Below are 20,452 nucleotides of genomic sequence, written 5' to 3' on the forward strand. Positions count from 1 at the left end.
GGCCGGACTCCGTACGGAGTCCGGCCCGGGCCCTACCTACGACAAGCGCCCTCAGCCACGCAGGGCCTGGACCGCGGCGTCGAGCCGCTTGCCGAAGTCACCGTCCGCCTGGCGGAAGTTGTCGATCGCCCGCTCGGCGATGTCGTCCCGCGAGACCTTGGCGATGAAGCCCGCCAGGTTCTCGACGAGACGGCCCTTCTCGTCCTCCGACATCAGGCGGTAGAGGTTGCCCGCCTGGACGAAGTCGCTGTCCTCGGAGTGGACCGGGGCAGCGTGGTTGCCGGTGCCGCCGGTGACGGGGAGCGGCTGCCAGAGCGGCCGGTCCGTCTGGTGCGGGCCGCCGAAGCTGTTCGGCTCGTAGTTCTTCGAGCCCTTGTGGCGGCCGTCGTAGAGGTAGCCGTCACGGGAGTTGGTCCGCGCCTCGGTGGCGTGCGGGCGGTTCACCGGCAGGTGGTCGGCGTTGATGCCGACGCGGTAGCGGTGGGCGTCGCCGTAGGCGAAGAGGCGGCCCTGGAGCATCTTGTCCGGGGACGGGCCGATGCCGGGCACGAAGTGCGCCGGGCTGAAGATCGACTGCTCGACCTCGGCGAAGACGTTCTCCGGGTTGCGGTTGAGCTCCAGCTTGCCGATCTCGATCGGCGGGTAGTCCTCGTGCGGCCACACCTTGGTGAGGTCGAACGGGTTGAAGCGGTACTCGGCCGCCTCGGCCGCGGGCATGATCTGGACCTGCACGGTCCAGGTCGGGAAGTCGCCGCGCTCGATGGACTCGCGCAGGTCGCGCTGGTGCGAGTCCGGGTCCTCGCCCGCGAGGCGGTTGGCCTCGGCCTGGGTGAGGTTCTTGATGCCCTGGTCGGTCTTGAAGTGGTACTTGACCCAGAAGACCTCGCCGGCCTCGTTGTTCCACTGGAACGTGTGCGAGCCGTAGCCGTTCATGTGGCGGTACGAGGCGGGGATGCCGCGGTCACCGAAGAGCCAGGTGACCTGGTGGGTCGACTCCGGGGAGAGCCCCCAGAAGTCCCAGACGTTGTCCGCCTCCTGGGAGCCCGAGTACGGGTCGCGCTTCTGGGTGTGGATGAAGTCGGGGAACTTGATGGCGTCCTTGATGAAGAACACCGGGGTGTTGTTGCCGACGAGGTCGTAGTTGCCCTCTTCGGTGTAGAACTTCAGCGCCCAGCCGCGGGGGTCGCGGACCGCGTCGGCCGCGCCGAGGTTGCCCGCGACGGTGGAGAAGCGCAGGAACGTCTCGGTCTCCTTGCCGACCTCGGAGAGGAACGCGGCACGCGTCCACTGCGAGACGTCACGGGTGAGCGTGAAGGTGCCGTAGGCACCCGCACCGCGCGCGTGGACCACGCGCTCCGGGATGCGCTCCCGGTTGAAGTGGGCGAGCTTCTCCAGGAGGAGCTGGTCCTGCACGAGGACCGGACCGCCGACGCCCGCCGTCTCGCTGTTCTGGTTGTCGGCGACCGGCGCGCCGGCCTCCGTGGTGAGCGGTCCCTGCGTCACGTGCGCCTCCTGCGTCATGTCCTGCGAGTCCTGTCCCTCGGCCGAGGCCTGTTCTGAGCCTTGGCCAATGCCGGGTTCGATCCTACGATAGACATTGTCTAAGTCAAGTGGACTTCCAAAGTCACACCCGTTCGGGATCCGGTTCCCCCGACTGTTAGGCTGAACCCCATGAGTGACCTGTTGGAACGACTGCGCGGCCGCGGCTGGCGGATGACCGCGCAGCGGCGCGTCGTGGCCGAGGTGCTTGACGGAGACCACGTCCACCTGACCGCCGACGAGGTCCACGCCCGTGCCGTGACGAGGCTTCCCGAGATCTCGCGCGCGACCGTGTACAACACGCTGGGCGAGATGGTCACCCTCGGCGAGGTCATCGAGGTCGCCACGGACGGCCGAGCCAAGCGGTACGACCCCAACGCCCACCGCCCGCACCAGCACCTGGTCTGCGGTCGCTGCGGCGCCATCCGCGACGTCCACCCGGCGGGCGACCCGCTGGCGGACCTGCCGGACACGGAGCGCTTCGGCTTCACGATCTCGAACGTCGAGGTCACGTACCGAGGCATCTGCCCGAACTGCGCCACGACGGCCTGACGCCGCCATCACCATCGAGACCTGAGGGCCCCCGCTTCCGGCGGGGGCCCTTCTCGCGCCCTCGGAGGCTTCTCGCACCCTCCGAAGCTCCGGGAACACGACGAAGGCCCGGGAACACGACGAAGGCCCGGGAACACGACGAAGGCCCGGATCCGATCGAAATCGGATCCGGGCCTTCGTTGCTACTGAGTAGCGGGGACAGGATTTGAACCTGCGACCTCTGGGTTATGAGCCCAGCGAGCTACCGAGCTGCTCCACCCCGCGTCGGTGAACCCAACCTTACGGGTCCCCCGTCACCAGCGCAAATTCATTACGGCGAGGCCCTACGCGGTGAGCTCCTGGTGCAGCGCCTCGCTCAGCCGGGCGGCGCGCTCGGCGACCTCCGCCGGGCCCAGCTCCACCGCGCGGGCGCACCAGTGCCGCCCCTCGGTGAGCTCGCCCCGGCGCGCCGCGAGCAGCGCGAGCCGGAGCGCGGCGCGACCGTGGCCGGCCCGGGCGGCGCGGGTCCACCAGAGGGCGGCCTCGCGCTCGCTGCCCTCACGGGCGAGGAGCAGCCCGAGGTTGAAGGCACCGTTACGGCTGCCCGCCTCTGCCGCCTCGCGGTACCAGCGGTCGGCCTCGGCGAGGTCGCCGCGGCCCGCCGCGAGCATCCCGACCCGCACCTGGGCGCGCCGGTGGCCCTGCTGGGCCGCCCGCTCGTACCACTCCTCGCACTCGGTCTTCTCCTCGCGGGGCGCGCCGAGCACGGCGGGGCCGGGCTCGGGGCGGCGCGCGTCGAGGACCGTGGCCAGCCGGAAGGCGGCCTCGGCGCTGCCGCCGCCTGCCGCACACCGCAGGTGCCGCTCGGCGGTCCGCTCGTCGCCGTCGCGCAGGGCGGCGATGCCGACCTGGAGGGCGGCCTCGGTGTGCCCCGCGGCGGCGGCCCGCTCGTACCAGACGAGGGCCGTACGGTCGTCGTCGCGGCCCGCGTGGAGGATGCCCAGGTTGAAGGCGGCGTCCACGCTGCCGGCCTCGGCGGCCTTGGAGAACCACGGCTCGGCGCCGTTCGCGTCGCCGGCCTGGAGGAGCAGCACGGCGAGCGCGTTGGCGGCCTCGCGGTGGCCCGCGTAGGCGGCGCGGCGGTACCACTGCTCGGCCTGCGGGATCCGGTCCTGGGCGGCGCAGAGCAGCCCGAGGTTGTACGCCCCGTTCACGTCGCCCGCGTCCATGGCGGCGCGGTACCAGCGCTCGGCGGTCTGCTGCTCGCCCCGGGCCGCGTGCAGCGCCCCGAGGGCGTTGGCGGCGTTGCCGTCGCCGTCCTGGGCGGCGCGCAGCCACCACACGGCGGCGCTCTCCTGGTCGCCCGCGTCGCGCAGGAGGAAGCCGAGGGCGCAGGCGGCCTTGGCCTCGCCCTCCTTGGCGGAGCTGAGGTACCAGCGGCCGGCCTCCTTGAGGTCGCCGCGCTTCTCCAGGATCGCGCCGAGGTGCAGGGCGGCGCGCCGGTGCCCGCGGGCGGCGGCCTGCCGGAACCACTGCTCGGCCTCGGTGAGCTCGGTCTTCGGCGGGGCGGGGTCCGCGACACCGCCGGGTGCCGCGCCGGCCGGAGGGGCCGCGCCCGCACCGGCGGGCACGCGCAGCCGGGAGCCGGTGTCGTGCGGTCCCCGACCGCCCTCGTGCGGGCCGCGGGCCGGTTCGGTGGCGCGGCGCTCCAGGGCCAGGGCGAGGCGGTAGGCGGCCTCGCGGTGGCCCTGCTCGGCGGCGGCACGCAGCCAGCGCTCGGCGCCGACGTCGCTGCGGTGCTCCAGGAGGTCGGCGAGGGCGTAGGCGCCGAGGGCATGGCCCTGCTCGGCGGCCTGGCGCAGCCAGTACTCGGCGGCCGGCTCGTCGCCGCGCTCGCGGTGGTGGCGGCCGAGGGCGTGGGCGGCGGGGGCGGAGCCGGCGACGGCGGCGACGCGCCACCAGCCGGCGGCCTCGTCGGCGTATCCCCGCTGGTGGAGCAGGACGCCCAGGTTGTTCGCGGCGGCCCGGTCCCCCTCGGCGGTGGCGCCGCGCAGGAAGGGCTCGGCGCCGTCGAGGTCACCGCGGCGCAGCAGCAGCGCGCCGAGCGCGCTCATCGAGGCGAGGTCTCCGCGCTCGGCCGCGCGCCGGTGGCGCGCCTCGCTCTCGGTTTCCGTCTCGGTCTCGGTGTCGGCATCGGTCTCGGCGGTGGTGTCGACGGCCGCATCGACGGCCCCCACTGCCTCGATGATCTCGTCCGCGGCGTTTCTGGCGTGCCGCTGCACAAACCGCCCTGTCTCCAACAGAGTTGCCCTGTCCCCCATAAATACCATCGTCGCACCACCCGCAACCCGAGCACACCTGGTATACCGCAGCCAGTGAGGTCACTCAGCGTTTTGTCGACATGCCCACAGAGAGACAAGTCAAACACGCCTCACACCAACTCGCCCCCTCCGTACCGCCCTTCGGTGCCCTCCGTCACGTCGACACACGACGAAGGCCCGGATCCTTATGGATCCGGGCCCTCGTTCTGAGTAGCGGGGACAGGATTTGAACCTGCGACCTCTGGGTTATGAGCCCAGCGAGCTACCGAGCTGCTCCACCCCGCGTCGGTGAAACCACAGTATCACGACGCGGGGGTGGAAAACCTCAGGTCAGCCGCCTGTCCCCGTGCTCTTGAGCTTCGCTCCGGCGTCCGCCGCGCGCTGGAGAGCCTCCTGGAGGTCCTCCTGCGCCTTGCCGTACGCCGTCCAGTCGCCCTTCGCCAGCGCCGCCTCGCCCGCGTCGTACGCCTTCTGGGCGTCGGCGATGGCCGCCTTCAGCGCGGCGTCGTTGGACGTCGGCGGCGGGGGCGTGGTGCCCGGCGGCGGGGTCGTCGGCGGGGTCGGTGCCTCCACCCCGAAGACCGCGTTCAGCGCGTTGGTGAGGTTGTCCTCGAACACGGTGGTGTCCTTGGTCGTGTCACCGTCCGGCTGGTCCGCGTCCACATAGGACACCGCGACCTTCTTCAGGAGCGGGTACAGGGCGTTCCGGCCCTGGGCGTACACCGGCTCCACGTACAGGAACCCGCCGTCGAGCGGCACGGTCAGCAGGTTGCCGTACTGGATGTCGGAGTCGGCGCCCTTCATGTCCCGGACGAACTGGGCGACGTCCGGGAGACCGTTGAGCTTGCTCTGCACCTGGGCCGGGCCCGGCACGTCCTCGGTGACCCGCAGCAGTCTCAGCCGGCCGTACTCCTTGCTGGTGGCGTCGGCGTCGACCGCCATGAAGCCGCCCAGGTTGGGCCGGCCGTTCGGCGTGAACGTCGTCGTCAGCGAGAAGCGCTGCGCCGCGTCCCCGGGCATCTTCATGCTCAGGTAGTACGGCGGGACCGCGTTGCCGTCCTTGTTGGTCGGGTCGTCCGGCACCTGCCAGGCGTCCGAGCCGCTGTAGAACTGCGCGGGGTCGGTCACGTGGTACCGGGTCAGCAGCTCGCGCTGGACCTTGAACATGTCCTGCGGGTAGCGCAGGTGCTCCATCAGGTCGGCGTTGATCGCGGACTTCGCCTTGACCGTGCCCGGGAAGGCCTTCATCCAGGTCTTGAGGACCGGGTCCTGCGTGTCCCACTGGTAGAGGTTCACCGTGCCGTCGTAGGCGTCGACGGTGGCCTTCACCGAGTTACGGATGTAGTTGACCTGGTTCTGCTGGGCGACGACCGCGCGCTGCTGGTTGCCGACGGTCAGGGAGTCGGCCGTGGTGTCGCCGAGCGTGGTCCGCGAGGCGTACGGGTAGCCGTTGGTCGTCGTGTAGGCGTCGACGATCCACTGGATCCGGCCCTTGACGACCGCCGGGTAGGCGTCGCCGTCGATGGTCAGCCAGGGCGCGACGGCCTCGACGCGCTCCTTGGGCGTGCGGTTGTAGAGGATCCGCGAGCCCTCGCCGATGGCCCCCGAGTAGAGGATCTGCGGCTCGCTGAAGGCCACCGCGTAGGCGGCGCGGTTGAACGCGCCGGAGAGGCTGACGCCGCTCTTCTCCTTGTAGCTGGTGGTCTTCTCGCCGTTCTCCTCGTAGTCCAGCTCCTTCTGCGGGCCGCCCACGATCGAGTACTGGTCGGTCTTCTCGCCGTAGTAGATCCGCTGCTGGTACTCGCCGACGTCACCGGTCGTCGGCAGCCCGGACTCGGTGAAGACCGGGGAGCCGTTGGCGTCCGTCTGCGTACCCATGGCCATGATCGCGCCGTAGCCGTGGGTGTAGGTGAAGTGGTCGTTGATCCAGTTCCGCTTCGGGATGCCCTTGATGTTGAGCTCCCGCAGACCGATGACCGTGTCCTTGCCCTGGTAGCGGTCCACGTCCAGGGTCGTCGGGAACTGGTAGTACTTCCGCTTCTGCTCCAGCTGCTGGAACGTCGGCGAGACGATGTTCGGGTCGAGGACGCGGTAGCTGGCCGCCGAGTCGGCGTCCGTGCGGAGCTGGTCCTTGGCCTTGACCGTCGACTTGCCCGAGTAGTTCTCGGGCTTCGTCGAGTCGATCGCGTACGCCTTGCGGGTCGCGTCGATGTTCTTCTGGATGTACGGCGCTTCCTTGGCCTGCTCGTTCGGCTGGACCTGGAACTTCTGCACGATGGCCGGGTACAGGCCGCCGATCAGGACCGCGGAGAGCACCATCAGGCCGAAGCCGATCACCGGCAGCTGCCAGGTGCGGCGCCAGAGCGTCGCGAAGAACAGCACGGCGCAGATCGCGGCGATGCAGAACAGGATGGTCTTCGCCGGCAGGTACGCGTTGGCGTCGACGTACCGCAGGCCCGTCCAGTTGCCGGTGGCCTTGAAGTCGCTGGACTTCACGGCCAGGCCGTACCGGTCGAGCCAGTACGCCACGGCCTTGAGCGAGACGAAGATGCCGAGCAGCACCGAGAGGTGACCGGTGGCGGCGGCGGTAGCGCGGGCGCCCGGGCTGGTGATCCGCAGTCCGCCGTACAGGTAGTGCGTGATCGCGGCGGCGATCAGCGACAGCACGGCGGCGGCGAAGCCGAAGGCGAGGAGGAAGCGGTACCAGGGCAGGTCGAAGGCGTAGAACGCCACGTCGAGACCGAACTGCGGGTCCTTCTGGCCGAACTTCACGCCGTTGACCCACAGGAGCCAGGTGCGCCACTGACCCGAGGCGGAGGCGCCGGCGATCAGCCCCACCAGGACCGTGACCGCGAGCAGCACCCACTTCTTGAAGGGGGCGACCCCCATCCGGTACCGGTCGAGGCTCTGCTGCTCCAGCGACATCGCGCTCAGCGGCGGACGCAGCCGGTACGCCAGCCAGATGTTCAGGCCGACGGCGAGCCCCATGAGGAGACCGAAGACGGCGAAGAGGCCGATCTTGGTCCACAGTGTGGTGGTGAACACGGACGAGTACTCGACCGAGCGGTACCAGAGCCAGTCCGTCCAGAACCCGGCGAACATCACGAACGCCATGGCCAGGACGGCCAGCACCCCGAGTGTCATGAGCAGGGTGCGGGCCCGCCGGGACGGCCGGCCGACTCTCATCCTCGGCCCGGACGGGCTACCGCCGCGGTCCGGCATCTGGAAAGCCAACGTGCGCCCCTCGAAGTTGATGCGTCTGAAAGCAGGCCCCGCGATCGTAGAGCCCAATGGTGCAACTTACTGAGGCTTTACCTAGTTCCCGACTTCGGGGCAAGACGAGGCAGGATGTTGGTCATGTCCAACGCTTCCCCCTCAGGCCCGGCGATGGCCGCGAGCCCCCTCACCCGCGCTGTACTCGAGATCGACGAGTACGCGTCGGGTCTCGGCTGGGACCAGCCGGCCCGTCTCTTCGCCCTCGTCGACACCGCCCGGCTCCGCGCCAAGGAGCCCGCGCTCGCCTCCCAGCTCGGCCTGGGCGACGACGCCACCGCCTTCACCCCCATCGAGCAGGACAAGCTGCCGCGCGGCAAGCCGCTCGACGAGTTCCTCGGCACGATCGCCTGGCCCTCCTCCGTGGCGGGCTGCGCCCTGACCGTGGAGCGGCTGATGCTGCCGCCGTCGGCGGAGTCCCAGGTGCCGCAGGGGCTGAGCGAGAAGCAGCTCGCCAAGTGGGTCGCCGCGCACCCGGACCGCCAGGAGGTCCGGATGACCGTGGCGGTGCTGCGCGGCGGCGCCCGTGAGGCGGCGATCCGGCTGCGCGAGAAGGACTCGACGACCGAGGTCCTGACCGGCCCCGACCTGGTGCCGGGGCTCGCCGAGGCGCTGTCGGCGACCTTCGAGTCGTAGGCCCTGGAGCCGCACCGGTCCACGGCGGCGGTACGAAGAGGGGGCGCCCGGTCTGCCGACCGGGCGCCCCTCGTCCGTGCCGGGCGGGTCAGCCCGTGGTGCAGCGCGGCAGGTTCGCCGTGTCGCCCTTGCGGAGCTTCTCCAGTGACTTGGTGGCGTCGTCGATGGTGTCCACCTTGATCAGGGTCAGGCCGTCGGGGATGTCGGAGGCGGCCGAGGCGCAGTTGTCGGCGGGGGTGAGGAAGTACTCCGCGCCCGCGTTGCGCGCGCCGACGAGCTTCATGTCGATGCCGCCGATCGGGCCGACCCTGCCCTTGTCGTCGATGGTGCCCGTGCCGGCGATGAACTTCCCGTCGGTGAGGCTCTCGGGGGTCAGCTTGTCGACGATGCCGAGGGCGAACATCAGGCCGGCACTGGGGCCGCCGACGTCGGCGAGGTTGATGTCGATGGTGAACGGGAAGACGTGGTCGGTCCCGGCCTGGATGCCGACGACGGCCCGGTCGCCCTCCTTGGAGGTGGCGGTCCTGATGACCACCTTCCGGGTGACGGTGGGCTCCTTGCGGGCCTTCTCGGCCTCGGCGGCCTCCTTGGCGGGGACGATCGTGAACACGACGTCCTGCCCGGGCTTGCGTTGGGTGACCTGTTCGGCGACGTCGCCCGGCTCCGTGACCTTCACGCCGTCGACGGCCCTGATGACGTCACCGGCGTGCAGCTTGCCCTCTGCCGGGGAGTCCTTGACGACGGTGGCGACGATGACGCGGCTGGTCACCGGGATGCCCAGCTCCCCGAGGGCCGCCACCTTGGCGCTCTCCTGGGACTGGCTGAACTCCTCGGCGTTCTCCTGGCTCGACTGCTCCTCGGTCTTGCCGTCCGGGTAGAGCGTGTCGTGCGGCACCACCACGTTGTCGTGGGCGAGCCAGCCGTAGACCGCCTCGACGGCGTTCATCTTGTAGTCCGCGCTGGTGACACGGACCGTCGTCATGTTGAGGTGACCGTCGGTCGGGTAGGTCTTGCGTCCGGAGATCGAGAGGACGGGCTCTCCCCTGGCCTCTCCCAGCGTGTTGACCGTGGGGCCGGGACTCATCTCCGCGTACGGCACCGGGATCAGGACGCCTGCGATGAGCAGACAGATCAACACCAGGGTGGAGGCGAGCATCGTCGCGGTGCGGCGTGGCATGGAACGACAGTACGGGACTCGCCTGTGCGCGCACCCCTGGGGCGGTCCGTACGGGGCGGTCCGTGCCGGGGCGGCCGGCGGGCCGCGTCAGCTGGACGGTGTGGACACGGGGGTCACCGTCGTGGCCGTCTCGCGCTCCTGGGCGACGGAGCCGGCGGTCGTGGTGTGGGACCGCTCCATCGCGTCCCGGAACCGTGCGTAGCCGGCGAGCTCGGCCACGTCACCTATCGTCTTGTTCCTCGAAGCCCAGCTTCCCCATATCGCCGCGCCGACGACTGCGAAAAGCGGAATCAGCAACCAGGCCAGCGCTGCCATCCCGACCTCCCATCCCCAATGAGTTGATCAGCAGACTATTCATCTGTGGCATCAACGCTGCTGCCTGGGGGCCGGTTACGCAAATCGGGCGTTCGGCTACACGCTGTCGGCGCGTCGCCTTGCGGGCCGGGACCGCTCCGGGCCGAGCCTCAGCAGGCCCCGACCCACTCCTCGGTGCCGTCGGAGAAGGTCTGGTGCTTCCAGATCGGCACCTCGTGCTTGAGGTCGTCGATCAGCTTGCGGCAGGCCTCGAAGGCCTCGCCGCGGTGGGGGCAGGAGACGGCGACGACGACCGCGATGTCGCCGATCCGGAGGTCGCCGACGCGGTGGACGGCGGCCAGCGCGCGGACCGGGTAGTCGGCGACGACCTTCTCGGCGACGCGGCGCATCTCCGCCTCGGCGGAGGGGTGGCAGGAGTAGCCGAGGGCGTCGACGTCCGCGCCTCCGTCGTGGTTGCGCACGGTGCCCACGAAGAGCGTCGTGCCGCCGGAGGCGTCGTCGCCGACGGCCTGGAAGACCTCGTCCACGGAGAGTGGGGTCTCCCGGATCGCGAGGAGCTTGATCGGGTCGGCGGCGGCCTGCTCGCCCGGGTGGTCGTGGGTGCGTGCCATGTGCCCCATGGTGCCGCACACCGCCGACATCCCGGAATTGCGGATTCGACCGGTCGTCGGAACCCTCCGTAGGAGGGTTCTACAGACCTCCCCTGCCGGGCCGCCCCCGGCGCGGGTCAGATCCCGCGCCGCTTCCGCATCTGCCGGACGAGCGCCGCCGTGCCGAGCAGCGCCACCGTCGCGCCGGCCGCGCCCGCCGCCGTCGCGTCCTTGCGGCCCAGGCGGCGGCCGGCGACCGTGTGGCGGCCCTCGACCTCCTCCAGGAGCGCGGTGAGGACCTCCTCGTTCGTCCACTTCGGGCGCCAGCCGGCGTCGTGCAGCCGTCCGACGCTGACCACCCAGGGGTGCATGGTGTAGGCGAGGTCGCCCGCCGGGGACGGCGTGAGCCCGATCCGGTGGAGGCGGGCCGCCGCCCCGAGGGCGACGGCGGAGGGGAGCTCCATGCGCCGGATCCCGGAGAGCTCCTCGACCTCCTCCTGCTCCAGCCAGCCCTCGCAGCCGACCGCGAACTCGCCGTCGACCTTTTCCAGGGCCGCGTACTCCAGGGCGCTCACCAGGTCGTCGACGTGGCAGAACTGCCAGGTGGGCCGGGAGCCGGCGACGACGAGCAGCCGGGGCGACTCGAAGTAGCGGGTCAGCGCCGTGTCCGTACCGCCGACGAGGACTGCCGGGCGGACGACCGTGACGTTGAGGCCGGGGTGCGCGCGGGGCGCCCTGCGGCCGAGGCGCTCGATCTCCAGCATGTCACCGACGCCGGTGGCCTCGGCCGTCGCCCTGAGCTCGGCGTCCTCGGAGAGCGGGATGTCGTTGTCGGGCAGGGCGCCGTAGACCATCGCGGAGGTGCAGAGCACCACGCGGTGTACGCCGGCGGCCGCGGCGGCGGTCAGGACGGTCTGCGTGCCGCGCACGTTGTAGGCCGTTCGGGCGGCGGGGTCGGTCTCCAGGTCGAGATCGACGGCGAGGTGCACGACGACGTCCGCGCCGCGCAGCTTCTCGGCGATGGCCGGATCGCGCACGTCGAGGATGTGCCACTTCGCCTCGGCGACCTCACCCCGGCGCTCGTCGATCGCGACGACCTGCTTGATCTCGTCGGACTCGGCGAGGCGCCTGGTCAGCAGGTCACCTACGCCGGAAGCGGCACCGGTGACCGCGACGACGGGTCCGCGCGCGGCGGACCGGGTTGAGTGGTTTCGCGCTGCGCGAACCTGAGGATCTGGGGAACTCACCGGGCGTCTCCAGCGGTTGTCTTCAGTACGTACACGCATGACGCGTACGGACCAGGTGGCGTCCATCCTGCCGCAGGGCACGGCCCGGCGGAGCACCGAGCCCATTTCCGGCCCGGATGTCTACGCTGGTGGTGTGCGGGGCCCGTGGATCGGGCCCTGGTCGGGCAGTCGCCGTCGGCAGGAGGCCGGCGGCCCTACGAGCCGAGGAAACCTGTGAGTGACACCCCATTCGGATTCGGCCTTCCGCCGGAGGAGCCGGAGAACGGCGACGAGGGCAAGAAGAAGGACCCTGCCGGAGGTGGCCAGGGCTCCGGCAACCCGTTCGGGGCGAACCCGTTCGGCTTCGGCGGGCTGCCCGGCATGGGCGCGCTGGGCGGTCAGGGCGGTGCGGACAACCCCTTCGCGGCGATGTTCGGCTCGCTGAACCCCAACGATCTGGGCGCGGCCTTCCAGCAGCTCGGGCAGATGCTGAGCTACGAGGGCGGTCCCGTGAACTGGGACATGGCCAAGCAGATCGCCCGCCAGGTGGTGGCCCAGGGCACCCCCGACGGCACCAAGGACGCCAGCGTGGGCCCCGCGGAGAAGGCCGCGGTCGAGGAGGCCGTGCGCCTCGCCGACCTGTGGCTGGACGGCGTGACCTCGCTGCCCTCGGGCGCGAGCACGGCCGTGGCGTGGAGCCGCGCGGAGTGGGTCGAGGCGACGCTGCCGGCGTGGCAGCAGCTGGTGGACCCGGTCGCCGAGCGGGTCGGCGCGGCGATGGGCGACGTCCTGCCGGAGGAGATGCAGGCCATGGCCGGCCCGCTGATCGGCATGATGCGCTCCATGGGCGGCGCCATGTTCGGCCAGCAGATCGGGCAGGCCGTCGGCGCGCTCGCCGGTGAGGTCGTCGGCTCGACGGACGTGGGTCTGCCGCTCGGCCCGGCCGGGCGCGCGGCGCTGCTCCCGCTGAACATCGAGGCCTTCGGCAAGGACCTGGGCGTGCCTTCGGACGAGGTGCGGCTCTACCTGGCCCTGCGTGAGGCCGCCCACCAGCGGCTCTTCGCGCACGTGCCGTGGCTGCGGGCGCATCTCTTCGGCGCGGTCGAGGGGTACGCGCGCGGGATCAAGGTCGACACCTCGAAGCTGGAGGAGGCCGTCGGCCAGCTCGACCCGACGCATCCGGAGCAGCTGCAGGAGGCCCTCCAGCAGGGCATGTTCCAGCCGCAGGACACCCCGGAGCAGAAGGCGGCCCTGGCCCGGCTCGAGACGGCGCTCGCGCTGGTCGAGGGCTGGGTGGACGCGGTGGTCCACGAGGCCGCGAAGTCGCGGCTGACCTCGGCCGACGCGCTGCGTGAGACGCTGCGCCGGCGCCGGGCCTCGGGCGGTCCGGCCGAGCAGACCTTCGCGACGCTGATCGGTCTCGAGCTGCGTCCGCGGCGCCTTCGGGACGCGGCGCGCCTGTGGGCCTCGCTCACGGACGCGCGCGGGGTCGACGGCCGGGACGGTCTGTGGGAGCACCCGGACATGCTGCCGACGGCGACCGACCTGGACGACCCGGACGGCTTCGTCCACCGGGAGCACCTCGACTTCTCGGAGCTGGACAAGATGCTGGGCGAGGCGGCGCAGGGCCGCACCGAGGACGAGGGCGACGACGAGAAGTGAGCCTGTACGACGACGCGGTCCTCGTGCTGAACGGGTACGAGGACCAGCCGGAGCTGCGTGATGTCTATCTGGGGCACCTCGCGGAGCACCCGGACGGCATGTACAAGCCCTGCGGGGCCGGGCATCTGACGTCCAGCGCGCTGGTGATCGACCCTGCGCGGGGGCGGGTGCTGCTGACGCTGCACAAGAAGCTGGGCATGTGGCTGCAGATGGGCGGTCACTGCGAGGAGGGCGACGCGACGGTCGAGGCCGCGGCGCTGCGGGAGGCGACGGAGGAGTCCGGGATCGCGGGGCTGACCCTGCTGCCGGGCGGTCCCGTGCGGCTCGACCGGCATCCGATCCCGGCGCCGTGCCACTGGCACCTGGACGTGCAGTACGCGGCGCTGGCCCCGGCCGGCGCGGAGGCGGAGATCAGCGAGGAGTCGCTGGATCTGCGCTGGTTCGCGTACGAGGACGTGGCGGGCGTGGCGGACACGTCGGTGGTCGAGCTGCTGAAGGGCACGCTGGCGCGGCTCGCCTGACGGAGTACGCGTAAGGGGCGGCCTCCCATGGAGGCCGCCCCTTACGTGTCTGCCGTGCTCAGTTCCAGGCGTTGTTCTGGTTCTGTGCGTGGGCGCCGTGCTGGCCGGCGCCGAACTGGGCGGCGATGCCCTGGCCGATGGCCGCGTGCTGCGGGGGCATGACCTCGCTGGGCTGGACGAGCGCGAAGCCCTGGCCGAGGAAGCTGAGCTCCCAGCCCTCGCCCGTGTCGCCGCGGCGGCGGCGCACGCTGGAGTTGGTCGTCTGCGCCTGCATCTGGACGCGCAGCCCGGTGGACCAAGCCACGATCGCGTCAGCGTCGACGCTGACGTACTTCTCGGGCGTGACCATCATCATCAGCGGCTGGCCGGAGGTCATGAGGGCGACCTTGCCGCGGCCGGAGATGTTGAGCTGGTACTTGCCGGAGCCGGAGATCCCGTACTGGCTGTCGACGGCGATGACCTCGGTGTGGAGGGTCGAGTCGAGCGCCAGGACATAGGAGCTGTCGACGGTCAGGCCTTCCTGGTCGACCTCCACGACGTGCACGTACTGCGCGAGGTTGGCGAAGTAGACCGTGCCCTGGCCGGAGCAGCGCATGAGGTCGAGACCCTCACCGGTGCGGGCGCGGGCCCGGCGCTGGTTCGGGGTCTGGTACTCGCCGTCGAAGTCGACGAGCCCCTGGTACGCGACCATGGCGCCCTTGCGGGCGAGGACGTCGTCCTGCCCGGTGAGGCTGACCCGCAGGAGCTGCGGGTTCTGGATGACGTACCGCTCCTGGCTCTGCTGTTCGGCGTGGTTGAAAAGCGGGCTCTGCATGGTGTTCTCGCTCCCCCTCAGCCCCGGACCCGAAGGCGGTCGGTGCTGTCCTCGCTCGGCTGTACGACGACGATGCCCTGGCCCGAGAAGGCCATCTGCATGGCTTCGCCGCTGCCCCGCCCGATGAGGGAGGAGGCCTTGAAGCTGCGCTTGCCCTTGACCTTCAGCGACGGCGACCAGGCGACGAGTGCGTCGGGGTCGACGTAGGTCTCGTCCTCGCCGCGGCCGCAGTCGACGACGATCGGCGTGCCGCGCGAGGTGAGCGCGACCCAGCCCGTGCCGGCGATCTCCACGTTGAACAGGCCCTGGCCGGCGAACTTGGCGAGTCCCTTCACCCGCTCGACGCCCCACTGGAGGTGCGCGTCGAAGGCGAGGAGGTTGGTGCCGTTGACCGAGATCGAGTCGTTCTGGAGGTTGATCACGACGACGTCGGCGCCGTAGTCGGCGAGGTAGAGCAGTCCGTCGCCGGAGGCCTTCATGATCGGCGCGCCCTCGCCCGTGGCCCAGTCCTTGGCGGCCTGGCGGACGGCGGGCGGGTTGGGCTCGTAGGTGATGAAGCCCTCGTAGGCGACCATCGAGCCGGTCCGGGCGTACAGGTCCTGGCCGGAGGCCATGGCGACCTTCAGCATGGTCCGGCCGTGGTTCTCCATCCGGGCCGCGACGGGGGTCGGGGCGTAGCCCGCGAGTTGCTGGTTCATGACGGGCTCCCTCAGACCTCGTAGGGCTGGACGACGATGAAGTTGCCGGGGGCGCCCCGGAACTGGAGGTTCACGGTCTCTCCGCTGTGGCCCGGGTAGGCGTTGCGGCGGAGCCGCACCTGGCTGGAGAGGATGACCTGGGACGCGGACGACCAGGCGACGACCGCGTTGCAGTCGGCGAAGGTGGTCGGCGTGACGGGCAGCACCACGGGCACGCCGTGGGTCTTCACGACGACGGTGCCGGTGCCCTGGAACTGCATGGTGAACAGGGCTCCGCCGGGGATGCCGTGGCCCTCGATGCGGCGGACCTCGTACTGGAGGGACTCGTCGAACGCGAGGACGTTCTCCGCGGAGACGCAGATGCCGTCGCCCTGGAGCTCGATCGGGTGGAGATGGGCGCCTTCCTCGGCGAGGAACACCTGGCCGCGGCCGTTGCACCGCATCAGCTGCATCTCCTGGCCGGTGGCGTTGCCGACGATCCGGCCGGCGAAGCCCGCGCCCTTGTGGGAGAAGTCGACCTTGCCCTGGTACATGACCATGGAGCCCTGCCGGGCGAGGACGGGGACGCCGCCCATGGCCAGGTCGACCCGCATGAGCTGCTGGTTCTGCGGGGTCCACCGGGCGCCGGTGGCGGTCTCCTTGTACGGCGCGAGCGCGGCGGCGAGCCCCGCGCCGGTGGCCGGGGCGCCCTGCGGGACGCCCGCGGGCTGCTGCCCGAACTGCGGCTGCTGCCCGTACGGGGCGGGGGCCGCCTGTCCGTACGGGGGCTGCTGCGGCGGCTGGCCCGGGCCGCCGGGGAACTGACCGGGGGCCTGGCCGGGGTACTGCCCAGGGGGCTGGCCGGGGACCTGGCCGTACTGCGGGGGCTGCGGCGGCTGTCCGTACGGAGCGGGGGCCGGCGCGGGCGGCGGGACCTGGGCGGGCGCCATGGGCGCCACCATCGTCGGCGCCGTGTGGACCGGCTGCGCCGGCGCGACGGGCGCGGGCGGGGCCGGCGGGGCCCCGAACGCGGGCGCCGGGGCGGGCGGCTGGGGCGCGGCCGGGGCGGGCGCGCCGAAGGCCGGGGGCGCCGCCGCCTGCTGCGGCGGGCCGAAGCCGGGTGCCGGGGCCGGGGCCTGCGGTGCCGCGGGCTCCTCCTCGGCGACCTCGCCGCCGAAGTTCCGCAGGAGCGCCTCCAGGCCTCCGTCGAAGCCCTGGCCGACGGCGGCGAACCGCCAGACGTCCTTGAGGTAGAAGTCGCCGAGCATCACCGCGCGCTCGGTGGAGAACTCCGCGCCGGTGAAGGAGTACCGCGCGACCTCCTCGCCGCCCGCCACGATCCGCAGGTGGCCGGGGCCGACCTGGGACATCTGGCCGACGCCGTCGATCGTCGCGGTGAACGACAGCTTCTGGATGTTCGCGGGGATGCGGTCGAGGGTGACGCGGAACGACTCGGTGTCACCGGACTGGGCCCCGAGCAGCTGGATGGACTCCTCGGGCGACTTCGGCTGGTTGAAGAAGACGAAGTAGCGGTCGTCGGAGAGCCGCTCGTCCGCGTCCAGTCCGAAGCAGCTGATGTCGAAGCTGAGCCCGGGAGCCGCGATCTGCACGCCCACGTACAGATCGGTTCCCGCCGTCAGATCACTGATCTTGGCCTTGTGGCCGCGTTGGAATTCCCTGGCCATGCGTAACGACCGTCCCCCATCCCGAATGGCGAATGCTCGCGCCAGGCTAACGGCTCGGTGCGACATTGAGACAGGGCAGGTCGTTTTCGGTACGGAATCGGGAAAGACGCGCGCTGCCGGTATCGGCGGCGTCACTCCTCGCGAGCGTCCGGGAGGTGCGGGAGTCGGGCGGCGGCGACCACGCCCTCCAGGTAGCCACGGGCCCGCTCGGTGCGGGGGTACGACTCCAGGAGCCGCCAGAAGCCGGGGCCGTGGCCCGGGACGAGGAGGTGGGCCAGCTCGTGCAGGAGGACGTAGTCGAGGACGTACTCGGGCATGCCCTGGAGCCGGTGGGAGAGGCGGATGCTGCCCTCGGAGGGGGTGCAGGAGCCCCAGCGGGTGTTCTGGTTGGTGACCCAGCGGACGGAGCCGGGGCGGGCCCGGCCGCCGTAGTACTGCTCGGACAGGCGCAGTGCCCGCTCGGTGAGCTCGCGGTCTCCGAGGACGCTCCGGCTCTCCTGGGCGGCGAGTTTGTCCAGCATGACGGTGACCCAGCGCTGCTCCTCCGCCTCCGACATGCGGGCGGGGATGAGCACGATGGTCCGGTCGCCCTCGCGGTAGGCCGAGACGGTTCTGCTCCGTCGCGCGCTTCTGCGGACCTCGACCGCACTCGTCCCCGGACCGCGGGGCGGCTTGCTGGTCACGCTGCGCTGTGGGTCGGCGGGCACGGCCCCGACGTTACCCGCTGACCGTGGGGGAAGTCCTCCCTCCGGAGGGGTTTCGGGAAGGTTCGGACCCCGCCGCGCACCATTTGAATGACTAATGCGCCGGCCTGTGGACAACTTTCGGCGGCGTTCGCGGCGGCGGGGCATTCTCGCTTCAGGACGACGGAAGGGCCGTTGTCGATCTTGAATGCGGTCACGGTCGGGAGGGGGCGGGGAAATGCATCCGATGGTGAAACCGGCGCTGCGACGGGCCTGGCGGAGTCTGCGGTGCGTCCAGTTCGGGATCACCCCCGCACACGCGGTGGTGCTGAGCCCGGTCGACGCGGGTACGGGAGACCTCCTCTCGCTGCTCGACGGCACCCGGGGGACGGAGCTGCTGCGGGCCGAGGCGCGGACGCTCGGCCTGCCGGACGGGCATCTGGAGGCGCTCCTCGACCGGCTGGCGGCGGCCGGCCTCCTCGCTGATGCGTCGGCCGGACGGCCCGGTAAGTCCGGGGTGGTGGACGCGGCGCTCGATCCGCTCCGTGCCGACCTGGCCTCGCTCTCGGTCGTCCACCGCGAGCCCGATCGGGCGGTGCGGAAGCTGGCGGCCCGGCGGGCCCTGCGCGTCCAGGTCCGGGGCGCGGGGCGGGTGGGGGCGATGGTGGCGGCCCTCTTGTCCGCGGCGGGCGTGGGCACGGTCGAGGTGCTGGACTCCGGCCGGGTCGAGCCGTGGGAGACCGCCCCGGGCGGGCTGCCGGCCGAGACCGTCGGCGAGCGCCGGGCGGCGGCGGCCCGGCGCCTGGTCCGCCGCTGGGCACGGGGCGGCACCCGTGCCGGACCGACGGGTGCAGCGGCCGGGCAGGGTGACGGGCGTGGCTCGCCCGGCTTGTCACTCGTCGTGGTGACACCGCGCGACGGTCTCGGCGCGTACGTCCCGGACCCCGTTCCGGCCGGACCGTGGATCACCACCGGCACACCCCACCTGTACGCCGGCGTGCTGGAGGCGACGGGGACGGTCGGGCCGCTCGTCCTGCCGGGCGGGACGGCCTGCGCCCACTGCCTCCAGGAGGAGCTGACGGACCGGGATCCCGTCCGGCCCCGGCTCCTCGCCCAGTGGCGCTCGGGCGCGCCGCATCCGCTGCCCGCCTGCGACCTGTCGCTGGCCACGGCCGTGGCGGGCCTCGCCGCCGCGCACGCGCTGGCCTTCCTGGACGGAGATCTGCCGGCGAGCACGGGCGCCCGCTGGGAGGTGTCGCTGCCACTGCTGGAGTGGCGGGCGGAGCGGCTGCGGCCCCACCCGGACTGCCCGTGCGGGGCGGCGCGCGGCGCGGAAGGGGAGCGCGCCTCGGCAGCCGGAAGGACGCAGGACACAATGGCGGGGTAACAGCCCTGCGCGACACGGCAGTCTGGGATTTGGAGGGGCGCATGTCTGATCTTCCCCGGAAGGCGGTCACCCGGACCGCCAAGTTGGCCGCGTTGCCGCTCGGCTTCGCCGGCCGGGCCACCTGGGGCCTGGGCAAACGGATCGGCGGCAAGTCCGCCGAGCTGGTCGCCCGCGAGCTCCAGCAGCGCACGGCGGAGCAGTTGTTCAAGGTGCTGGGCGAGCTGAAGGGCGGCGCCATGAAGCTGGGTCAGGCGCTGTCCGTCTTCGAGTCGGCGCTCCCCGAGGAGGTCGCCGGACCGTACCGGGCGGCGCTGACGAAGCTTCAGGACGCGGCGCCGCCGATGCCGACGTCCACCGTCCACGCGGTCCTCGACGAGCGGCTCGGCGAGAACTGGCGTGAGCTGTTCCTGGAGTTCGAGGACAAGCCGGCGGCGGCCGCCTCGATCGGTCAGGTGCACCGGGCGGTGTGGCACGACGGGCGCGAGGTCGCGGTGAAGGTGCAGTACCCGGGAGCCGGGGAAGCACTGCTCTCGGACCTGGCACAGCTGAGCCGCTTCGCCCGGCTCCTCGGGCCGCTCGTTCCGGGGATGGACATCAAGCCGCTGATCACCGAGATGCGGGACCGGGTCTCGGAGGAGCTGGACTACGCGCTGGAGGCGGCCTCCCAGCGGGAGCACGCGGAGGTGTTCGCGGACGATCCCGACGTGGTCGTGCCGGCCGTGGTGCACCAGTCGGAGCAGGTCCTCGTGACCGAGTGGATGGACGGGATCCCGCTCTCGGAGGTGATCGCGGACGGCACGGCGGACCAGCGGGACCGGGCGGGGCAGCTGCTGGCCCGCTTCCTCTTCTCCGGTCCCGCGCGCACCGGCCTGCTGCACGCCGATCCGCACCCGGGGAACTTCCGGCTCCTGCCGGGCGCCGAGGGGGACGAGGACCCGGCGAGCTGGCGCCTCGGCGTCCTCGACTTCGGCACCGTGGACCGGCTTCCGGGCGGACTGCCGGAGACGATCGGCGTCTGTCTGCGGATGACGCTCGCCGGCGACGCCGAGACCGTCTACGAACTGCTCCGCGCGGAGGGCTTCGTCAAAGAATCCGTCGCCCTCGACCCGGACGCCGTCCTCGAGTACCTGCTGCCGATCATCGAGCCGGCCGAGGCGGAGGCGTACCTCTTCACTCGTGGCTGGCTGCGCGCCCAGGCAGCCCGGATCGCCGACCCCCGCTCCCCCGCCCACCAGCTGGGCAAGCAGCTCAACCTGCCGCCCTCGTACCTGTTGATACACCGTGTGACGTTGAGCACCATCGGGGTGCTGTGCCAGCTCAACGCGACGGTACGGCTCCGGGACGAGCTGGAGGAGTGGCTGCCCGGCTTCGTCGCGCCGGACACCGACGAGGCCGCGTCCTGAGGGCGCCGGACT

General features: G+C 71.7%; 17 protein-coding genes and 2 tRNA genes. 6 read left to right on the forward strand and 13 right to left on the reverse strand.

Translation table 11 applies throughout. The annotated features are described in order from the left end of the window. Positions 1-51: 51 nt before the first annotated feature. Positions 52-1,521, reverse strand: coding sequence for a catalase (locus IE124_RS21215; RefSeq protein ID WP_189509464.1), 1,470 nt, complete (start codon positions 1,519-1,521; stop codon positions 52-54). Positions 1,522-1,671: 150 nt separating this feature from the next. Here IE124_RS21215 and IE124_RS21220 point away from each other — a divergent pair, with 150 nt between their 5' ends. Further along, complete coding sequence (locus IE124_RS21220; protein WP_189509465.1) at positions 1,672-2,091, forward strand: Fur family transcriptional regulator; 420 nt, start codon at positions 1,672-1,674, stop codon at positions 2,089-2,091. Between the two features lie 190 nt (positions 2,092-2,281). Here IE124_RS21220 and IE124_RS21225 read toward each other — a convergent pair. The 4 genes from IE124_RS21225 to IE124_RS21240 form a co-directional block, all read right to left on the reverse strand. Continuing rightward, positions 2,282-2,355: transfer RNA gene (locus IE124_RS21225), tRNA-Met, on the reverse strand. A 59-nt stretch (positions 2,356-2,414) separates the two neighbouring features. Beyond that, a complete protein-coding gene (locus IE124_RS21230; RefSeq protein WP_189509466.1) occupies positions 2,415-4,400 on the reverse strand; it encodes a tetratricopeptide repeat protein in 1,986 nt (661 codons plus the stop codon). Positions 4,401-4,602: 202 nt separating this feature from the next. Beyond that, positions 4,603-4,676 (reverse strand) — tRNA-Met (locus IE124_RS21235). A gap of 45 nt (positions 4,677-4,721) precedes the next feature. Continuing rightward, entirely contained in the window at positions 4,722-7,613 is a 2,892-nt protein-coding gene (locus tag IE124_RS21240) for a UPF0182 family membrane protein (RefSeq protein ID WP_189509525.1), read from the reverse strand. A gap of 135 nt (positions 7,614-7,748) precedes the next feature. On the opposite strand from IE124_RS21240, the gene IE124_RS21245 reads away from it, so the two are divergent. Continuing rightward, a complete protein-coding gene (locus tag IE124_RS21245) occupies positions 7,749-8,300 on the forward strand; it encodes a PPA1309 family protein (protein WP_189509467.1) in 552 nt (183 codons plus the stop codon). A gap of 88 nt (positions 8,301-8,388) precedes the next feature. Here IE124_RS21245 and IE124_RS21250 read toward each other — a convergent pair whose 3' ends face one another. The 4 genes from IE124_RS21250 to IE124_RS21265 form a co-directional block, all read right to left on the reverse strand. After that, positions 8,389-9,477: a YlbL family protein gene (locus IE124_RS21250; protein WP_189509468.1), complete on the reverse strand. Its 1,089-nt coding sequence runs from the start codon at positions 9,475-9,477 to the stop codon at positions 8,389-8,391. Between the two features lie 87 nt (positions 9,478-9,564). Further along, complete coding sequence (locus IE124_RS36020) at positions 9,565-9,696, reverse strand: hypothetical protein (RefSeq protein WP_268246746.1); 132 nt, start codon at positions 9,694-9,696, stop codon at positions 9,565-9,567. 245 nt (positions 9,697-9,941) lie between these two features. After that, positions 9,942-10,403 carry a molybdenum cofactor biosynthesis protein MoaE gene (locus IE124_RS21260; RefSeq protein WP_189509470.1) on the reverse strand — a complete coding sequence of 154 codons (462 nt, stop codon included), beginning with the start codon at positions 10,401-10,403 and terminating at the stop codon, positions 9,942-9,944. A gap of 116 nt (positions 10,404-10,519) precedes the next feature. After that, a complete protein-coding gene (locus IE124_RS21265; protein ID WP_150266262.1) occupies positions 10,520-11,629 on the reverse strand; it encodes an SDR family oxidoreductase in 1,110 nt (369 codons plus the stop codon). A 213-nt stretch (positions 11,630-11,842) separates the two neighbouring features. On the opposite strand from IE124_RS21265, the gene IE124_RS21270 reads away from it, so the two are divergent. Together IE124_RS21270 and IE124_RS21275 are read left to right on the forward strand one after the other, a co-directional pair. Continuing rightward, the gene (locus IE124_RS21270; protein WP_189509471.1) at positions 11,843-13,270 is read left to right on the forward strand and encodes a zinc-dependent metalloprotease; all 1,428 of its coding nucleotides are present in this window, start codon (positions 11,843-11,845) and stop codon (positions 13,268-13,270) included. Further along, the gene (locus IE124_RS21275; RefSeq protein ID WP_189509472.1) at positions 13,267-13,791 is read left to right on the forward strand and encodes an NUDIX hydrolase; all 525 of its coding nucleotides are present in this window, start codon (positions 13,267-13,269) and stop codon (positions 13,789-13,791) included. The genes IE124_RS21270 and IE124_RS21275 overlap by 4 nt, the downstream gene beginning before the upstream one ends. Before the next feature lie 58 nt (positions 13,792-13,849). Here IE124_RS21275 and IE124_RS21280 read toward each other — a convergent pair whose 3' ends face one another. The 4 genes from IE124_RS21280 to IE124_RS21295 all read right to left on the reverse strand — a co-directional run bounded on the left by IE124_RS21280 (position 13,850) and on the right by IE124_RS21295 (position 17,674). Further along, positions 13,850-14,605, reverse strand: a complete 756-nt coding sequence (locus IE124_RS21280) for an AIM24 family protein (protein ID WP_189509473.1) — start codon at positions 14,603-14,605, stop codon at positions 13,850-13,852. A gap of 17 nt (positions 14,606-14,622) precedes the next feature. Beyond that, complete coding sequence (locus tag IE124_RS21285) at positions 14,623-15,303, reverse strand: AIM24 family protein (RefSeq protein ID WP_189509474.1); 681 nt, start codon at positions 15,301-15,303, stop codon at positions 14,623-14,625. A gap of 11 nt (positions 15,304-15,314) precedes the next feature. Further along, positions 15,315-16,967: a TerD family protein gene (locus tag IE124_RS21290; protein ID WP_189509475.1), complete on the reverse strand. Its 1,653-nt coding sequence runs from the start codon at positions 16,965-16,967 to the stop codon at positions 15,315-15,317. Between the two features lie 131 nt (positions 16,968-17,098). Further along, a complete protein-coding gene (locus IE124_RS21295) occupies positions 17,099-17,674 on the reverse strand; it encodes a M48 metallopeptidase family protein (protein ID WP_189509476.1) in 576 nt (191 codons plus the stop codon). Between the two features lie 214 nt (positions 17,675-17,888). On the opposite strand from IE124_RS21295, the gene IE124_RS21300 reads away from it, so the two are divergent. Both IE124_RS21300 and IE124_RS21305 read left to right on the forward strand, forming a co-directional pair. Further along, positions 17,889-19,037, forward strand: coding sequence for a TOMM precursor leader peptide-binding protein (locus tag IE124_RS21300; RefSeq protein ID WP_189509477.1), 1,149 nt, complete (start codon positions 17,889-17,891; stop codon positions 19,035-19,037). A 41-nt stretch (positions 19,038-19,078) separates the two neighbouring features. Next, a complete protein-coding gene (locus IE124_RS21305; protein WP_189509478.1) occupies positions 19,079-20,440 on the forward strand; it encodes an ABC1 kinase family protein in 1,362 nt (453 codons plus the stop codon). The last annotated feature ends 12 nt before the right edge of the window (positions 20,441-20,452 follow it).

Origin of the sequence: Streptomyces narbonensis, from assembly GCF_014649015.1 — a bacterium.
GTDB lineage: Bacteria > Actinomycetota > Actinomycetes > Streptomycetales > Streptomycetaceae > Streptomyces > Streptomyces narbonensis.

Excerpts from the sequence above, each read along its gene's own strand:
- IE124_RS21245 (WP_189509467.1), top strand. The coding sequence starts at position 7,749 with ATGTCCAACGCTTCCCCCTCAGGCCCGGCGATGGCCGCGAGCCCCCTC.
- IE124_RS21290 (WP_189509475.1), bottom strand. The coding sequence starts at position 16,967 with ATGGCCAGGGAATTCCAACGCGGCCACAAGGCCAAGATCAGTGATCTG.
- IE124_RS21280 (WP_189509473.1), bottom strand. The coding sequence starts at position 14,605 with ATGCAGAGCCCGCTTTTCAACCACGCCGAACAGCAGAGCCAGGAGCGG.
- IE124_RS21240 (WP_189509525.1), bottom strand. The coding sequence starts at position 7,613 with ATGCCGGACCGCGGCGGTAGCCCGTCCGGGCCGAGGATGAGAGTCGGC.
- IE124_RS21300 (WP_189509477.1), top strand. The coding sequence starts at position 17,889 with ATGCATCCGATGGTGAAACCGGCGCTGCGACGGGCCTGGCGGAGTCTG.
- IE124_RS21285 (WP_189509474.1), bottom strand. The coding sequence starts at position 15,303 with ATGAACCAGCAACTCGCGGGCTACGCCCCGACCCCCGTCGCGGCCCGG.
- IE124_RS21260 (WP_189509470.1), bottom strand. The coding sequence starts at position 10,403 with ATGGCACGCACCCACGACCACCCGGGCGAGCAGGCCGCCGCCGACCCG.
- IE124_RS21250 (WP_189509468.1), bottom strand. The coding sequence starts at position 9,477 with ATGCCACGCCGCACCGCGACGATGCTCGCCTCCACCCTGGTGTTGATC.
- IE124_RS21215 (WP_189509464.1), bottom strand. The coding sequence starts at position 1,521 with ATGACGCAGGAGGCGCACGTGACGCAGGGACCGCTCACCACGGAGGCC.
- IE124_RS21230 (WP_189509466.1), bottom strand. The coding sequence starts at position 4,400 with ATGGTATTTATGGGGGACAGGGCAACTCTGTTGGAGACAGGGCGGTTT.
- IE124_RS21220 (WP_189509465.1), top strand. The coding sequence starts at position 1,672 with ATGAGTGACCTGTTGGAACGACTGCGCGGCCGCGGCTGGCGGATGACC.
- IE124_RS21305 (WP_189509478.1), top strand. The coding sequence starts at position 19,079 with ATGTCTGATCTTCCCCGGAAGGCGGTCACCCGGACCGCCAAGTTGGCC.